This is a genomic window from Arthrobacter agilis (assembly GCF_002953615.1).
In the GTDB taxonomy this organism is placed as follows: Bacteria; Actinomycetota; Actinomycetes; order Actinomycetales; family Micrococcaceae; genus Arthrobacter_D; species Arthrobacter_D agilis_B.
In genome coordinates this window covers 1,142,979-1,147,241 of record NZ_CP024915.1, presented here as the reverse complement: position 1 = coordinate 1,147,241, position 4,263 = coordinate 1,142,979, and the positions used below count along the sequence as shown (strand labels likewise).

Sequence of the window (4,263 nt, the reverse complement as noted above, 5' to 3'; positions counted from 1 at the left end):
GGCGTTCACGGGCCAGGGCATCGCGACGGGCTTCGACCGCCGGTACGGCGTGCTCCGCTTCCTCTCGACGACGCCGCTCGGCCGCTCGGGGCTCATCCTCGGCAAGGCCGTCGCCGTCGCCGGTGTGCTGGCCGTCCAGCTCGTCGTGATCGGGGGTGCCGCCGCCCTGATGGGCTGGTCGCCGCGGGCCGAGGGGGTCCTCCCGGCCGCCCTCCTGCTGCTGGTGGGGTCGGCCGCGTTCACGGCCCTCGGACTCCTCGTCGCGGGCACCCTGCGCCCCGAGGCCACCCTCGCGGTCACCAACCTCGTGTGGATCCTGCTCGCCGCTGCCGGCGGCGTGGTCATCCCGGCCGCGAGCCTGCCCGCTGCCGCCGAACCGTTCGTCACCGTCCTGCCCTCATCGGCCCTCGGCGACGGGCTGAGGAACGCCCTGGTGGACGGCGCCCTCGATCCCATCGCGTGCCTCGTGCTCCTCGCCTGGGCCGCCCTCGCTAGCCTGGCGGCCATCCGCTGGTTCAAATGGAGCTGACGCCATGACCCTCCCCTCGCCCTCGCGCCTCACGACCCGACTGCCGCACACCACGACGCCGCTGGTGCGCCGGCTGGCTATCGCCTCGCTCGTGTCGCAGATCGCCATCGTGGTGACCGGCGGCGCGGTCCGCCTCACGGCGTCGGGCCTCGGCTGCCCGGAATGGCCGCGCTGCACGCCCGACTCGATCGTGACCACGCCCGAGATGGGCTTCCACGGTGTGATCGAGTTCGGGAACCGGCTCCTCACGTTCGTGCTGGTCCTCATCGCCGTCGCCATGATCGTCTCCCTGCTCGGCATGCGGCGCGAACGCAAGGACCTGTTCCGCCTGTCCATCGGCCTGTTCCTGGGGATCCCGGCCCAGGCCGTCATCGGCGGGATCACCGTGTGGACCGATCTGAACCCGTGGGTCGTGGGTCTCCACTTCATCGTCTCGATGGTGCTCGTCGCCCTGGCGACCGTCCTGGTCAACCGTGCCCGGCTCACGACGGAGCAGTACCTCGCACGGCGGGCACCGGCCGCCCCGCCCCTCCTGCGCCAGCTGCTCGTCACGGCCACGGTGCTGACGTCCGTCGCTGTCGTGCTCGGCGTGGTCGTGACGGGTTCCGGCCCTCACGCAGGTGACCACGGCGCTGCCCGCAACGGGCTCGACTCCGACCTCATGACGCGCGCGCACGCCCTCCCGGTGTACCTGCTCGTCGCCACCGTGGTGCTCGCACTCGTCGTCGCCCACCGGGCCAGGGTCCACGAGAAGCTGCGGAAGGCCCTCGGGATCCTCGCCGGAGTGGTGCTGGTGCAGGGCGCCATCGGCTACATCCAGCACTTCCTGCACCTGCCGATCGCACTCGTGGCGCTGCACATGCTGGGGGCGTCACTGCTCATGGCCGCCGTCATCCATGCGCAGTACACGGGCACGACCGGCAGGACGCTCCCGGGGACGCGGACCGAGACGAGGGTGCCGCACACCGTCTCCTAGGGGCGTCGACCTCCGTCCCGGTCATCAGGCAGGGAGAACCGGAGCCGTCGACCGGGCGTCGCCTCAGCCGTCGTCCCTGCCATCGTCTCGGTCGTCCGCGAACTCACCCTCGAGGAGGTCGAGGAGTCGCCCGAGCTCGCGCAGCTCGGATCCGGGACTCGGCAGCAGGGGCGGGCGCGGATCGCCCGCCGCCACCCCGCAGGCCCGGGCCAGGAGGTGCAGTCCGCTGATCTTCCGCAGCCCCGCCACATGGTCGACGAGGGGCGCGAGGACCGAGCGCACGCGATCCACCTCGCGCCGGTCGCCCGCGAGGACGGCGGCGCGGAGCCGGCCGTAGTAGACGGGCAGGAGCGCGGCGGGGCCGCTGTGCCACGCGTCGGCCGCGACCTCCCCCGTCATCATGAGCAGATCCCCGCTCACGCCATGGCTGAAGGTCTCCGGGACGAGTGCGGCGAGTTCGGCGTGCCGTGCGTTGAAGGTCGCCGCATCGGCCGCCGTGTCCTTGAACGCGACGACCTCCGAGAGGGCGGACAGTTCGGCGACCACCTGCAGCGAGTAGTCGAACTGCGTGGTCCCCGGATTGTTGTAGAGGCAGACGGGCAGGTCCGTGGCGGCGCACACCGCCCGCACCTGCGCCAGGACCTCGTCGTCGGTGAGGGGTACGTAGGAGACCGGGGACAGCACGAGTCCGGCCGCCCCTGCCCGCTGGGCGTCGACGGCGGCGTCCAGCACCTCCCGCGTCCCGACGGAACTGATGCCCACCGCCACCGGGACGCGCCCGTCGAGGGCATCGATCGCCGTCCGCGCGATCTGCGAGCGTTCGGCCGCGTCCAGGTAGGCGAAGCTGCCGGAGGAACCGAGGACGGTCACGGCGTCGACACCGGACGTGGCCAGGGAATCCAGGAGGCCGCGCAGGTCCTCGTGGCGGACGGATCCGTCGGTGTCGAACGGTGTGACGGGGTAGGCGATCAGGCCGGTGAAGTCCATGGCAGCCAGCCTAGGGGGTGGTGCCGCGGCCGGCACCACCGCGACCGGGAACGCGGCGCGGCCCGTGCCTGCCGCCGGAGTGTCCTCGGGTCGGCCCGGCTCAGGCCGGGGGCGGGCTCAGGGCAGGATGGCCGAACCGACGAAAGGATCGATCGCGAGGGCGAGGAAGAGCACGGTGAGATAGCTGATGGAGCCGTGGAAGACCTTCATCGCGGCCTTGTTGTTCAACTCGCCCCGCTGCGCCAGGGAGTACAGCGTGTGGGACTCCCGGATGAACCAGGCGCCGCCGAGGAGGGCGGCCACGGAGTAGACCCAGCCGGCACCGGCGGGGACCAGCAGGAGCGAGCACGCCACCATGGCCCAGGCGTAGAGCACGACCTGCACCGAGACGACGCGGGCGCCGGCGATCGCACCGAGCATCGGGACGCTCGCCGCGTTGTAGTCGTCGCTGTACTTCATGGAGAGCGGCCAGTAGTGCGGGGGCGTCCAGAGGAAGATGATCAGGAACAGGACGACGGCGGGCCACTCGACGGATCCGGTGACGGCGGCCCAGGCGATCAGGACGGGCATGCAGCCCGCGGCGCCGCCCCAGACGATGTTCTGCGACGTGCGGCGCTTGAGCACGAGCGTGTAGACGACGACGTAGAGGAAGATGGCGGCGACGCCGAGCAGCCCTGCGAGCGGGTTGGCACCGAACCACAGGACGGCGATCGCCACGGCACCGAGGATCCAGGAGAAGACCAGTGCCTCGCGGGGCGTGACCTCACCGGTCACGAGCGGGCGGTTCTCCGTGCGGTGCATGAGCTTGTCGATGTCGCGGTCGATGTAGCAGTTGAATGCTCCCGCGCTACCGGCCGCGAGGGCTCCGCCGACCATGGTGGCCACGATCAGGCCGAGGGGCGGGAACCCGCCCTGCGCGAAGATCATGGTGGGAAGCGTGGTCACCAGGAGGAGTTCGATCACGCGAGGCTTCGTCAGGGCGAGGTAGGCCTTCGCTTTGCGGCCGAAACCCTGACGGGCCTGCGGGGAACGTGCCGGAGCAGGAGCCTGCTGGGTCTTCACAAGGCAACACTTTCGTTTCTTCCGGAGTAAAAGACAAAGCCCATCATACCCTTTTACGCTCTGTAGAAATCGGGGCCGATCGCCGTCCTGCGGTCCTTGCGGGTACGGCTCCACCGTGTCCGCGAGGACCGGCGACAGGGACCGCGCGGTCGGCGCGGCGCGGAGGAGTGCCCCTGCAGGATTCCGGCGGTGCAGCGCCCATGAGGACGATGGAGCGGCCGGGCCGGTCTCGTGGCTCGTCCCGCTGCCTCTCCGGCGCCGTCCGCAACCCCTTGATGTGACGGACGACATTCTTCGACTCCCACGACTGTTCACGGGCCGGAAGGGATAGTGTGGATTCGAAAGCCCGCTGCAGAAGCCTGCCCGGAATCCCTCCGGGTTCGATGCTGTCCGCGGTCGGTGCTTGAACTCGCAGCATTCAACGGTGAACGGCCAGCCCGACGGCGTGCCTGCAAGCACCCCGTCGTCGGCCGTTCCGGACAGAGAGGGGCCCGGAAACGTGCCACAGACGCAAGAGCAGGAACTGACCTGGACCGAACTCGACCAGAAGGCGGTCGACACGGTCCGCATCCTGGCAGCGGACGCGGTGGAGAAGGTGGGCAACGGACACCCGGGGACGGCCATGAGCCTGGCGCCGGCCGCCTACCTCCTGTTCCACAAGCTGATGCGGCACGATCCGTCGGACCCCGAGTGGACCGGCCGCGACCGC

5 protein-coding genes are annotated in these 4,263 nt (G+C 70.6%); 3 read left to right on the top strand and 2 right to left on the bottom strand.

The genetic code is table 11. From position 1 onward, the window contains the following. Both CVO76_RS05455 and CVO76_RS05450 read left to right on the top strand, forming a co-directional pair. On the top strand, nt 1–529 hold a 529-nt coding region (locus CVO76_RS05455; RefSeq protein WP_208741105.1), incomplete at its 5' end, for an ABC transporter permease. 4 nt (nt 530–533) lie between these two features. Then, nucleotides 534–1,505, top strand: coding sequence for a COX15/CtaA family protein (locus CVO76_RS05450; RefSeq protein ID WP_208741103.1), 972 nt, complete (start codon nt 534–536; stop codon nt 1,503–1,505). Between the two features lie 63 nt (nt 1,506–1,568). Here CVO76_RS05450 and CVO76_RS05445 read toward each other — a convergent pair whose 3' ends face one another. Further along, entirely contained in the window at nt 1,569–2,492 is a 924-nt protein-coding gene (locus CVO76_RS05445) for a dihydrodipicolinate synthase family protein (RefSeq protein WP_208741101.1), read from the bottom strand. Between the two features lie 117 nt (nt 2,493–2,609). Next, nucleotides 2,610–3,554 carry a heme o synthase gene (locus tag CVO76_RS05440; protein WP_208741099.1) on the bottom strand — a complete coding sequence of 315 codons (945 nt, stop codon included), beginning with the start codon at nt 3,552–3,554 and terminating at the stop codon, nt 2,610–2,612. Nucleotides 3,555–4,053: 499 nt separating this feature from the next. On the opposite strand from CVO76_RS05440, the gene CVO76_RS17265 reads away from it, so the two are divergent. Further along, nucleotides 4,054–4,263, top strand: a 210-nt coding sequence (locus CVO76_RS17265) for a hypothetical protein (protein WP_244186221.1), incomplete at its 3' end; no start/stop codon positions are given.